The following is a 778-nucleotide window of genomic DNA, read 5'->3' on the forward strand; positions in this document are numbered from 1 at the left end:
CGTCACACCATGGGAGTGGGTTGCAAAAGAAGTAGGTAGCTTAACCTTCGGGAGGGCGCTTACCACTTTGTGATTCATGACTGGGGTGAAGTCGTAACAAGGTAACCGTAGGGGAACCTGCGGTTGGATCACCTCCTTACCTTAAAGAAACGTCTTTGCAGTGCTCACACAGATTGTCTGATGAAAAACGGGCAGTAAAAAATCTCTGCAGGCTTGTAGCTCAGGTGGTTAGAGCGCACCCCTGATAAGGGTGAGGTCGGTGGTTCAAGTCCACTCAGGCCTACCAAATTTTCCCTGAATGCTGCGTTGTGGCAACGCTCACATACATCAGTATGCTTCGCGTCACCACGCCTTGCCTCAGGAAAAATTCCGGTGAGCGAGATTTACGATGGGGCTATAGCTCAGCTGGGAGAGCGCCTGCTTTGCACGCAGGAGGTCTGCGGTTCGATCCCGCATAGCTCCACCATCCTTTACTGTCCGAAACAAGAAAACTTCAGAGTGTACCTGAGAAGGTATGCTGCGAAGTTTTGCTCTTTAAAAATCTGGATCAAGCTGAAAATTGAAAAACACTGAACAACGAAAGTTGTTCGTGGGTCTCTCAAATTTTCGCAACGCGAAGTGAAACAGCTTCGGGTTGTGAGGTTAAGCGACTAAGCGTACACGGTGGATGCCCTGGCAGTCAGAGGCGATGAAGGGCGTGCTAATCTGCGATAAGCGCCGGTAAGGTGATATGAACCGTTATAACCGGCGATACCCGAATGGGGAAACCCAGTGCAAT

General features: G+C 50.1%; 2 tRNA genes and 2 rRNA genes. All 4 read left to right on the forward strand.

The features are described 5' to 3' along the window. Positions 1-139, forward strand: a 16S ribosomal RNA gene (locus INT84_RS24065); the annotation flags it as partial. Positions 140-209: 70 nt separating this feature from the next. Next, positions 210-286: transfer RNA gene (locus tag INT84_RS24070), tRNA-Ile, on the forward strand. A 104-nt stretch (positions 287-390) separates the two neighbouring features. Beyond that, positions 391-466, forward strand: a tRNA-Ala gene (locus tag INT84_RS24075). Between the two features lie 174 nt (positions 467-640). Further along, positions 641-778 (forward strand): 23S ribosomal RNA (locus tag INT84_RS24080); the annotation flags it as partial.

The organism is Superficieibacter sp. 1612_C1 (assembly GCF_015234305.1).
Taxonomy (GTDB): Bacteria; Pseudomonadota; Gammaproteobacteria; order Enterobacterales; family Enterobacteriaceae; genus Superficieibacter.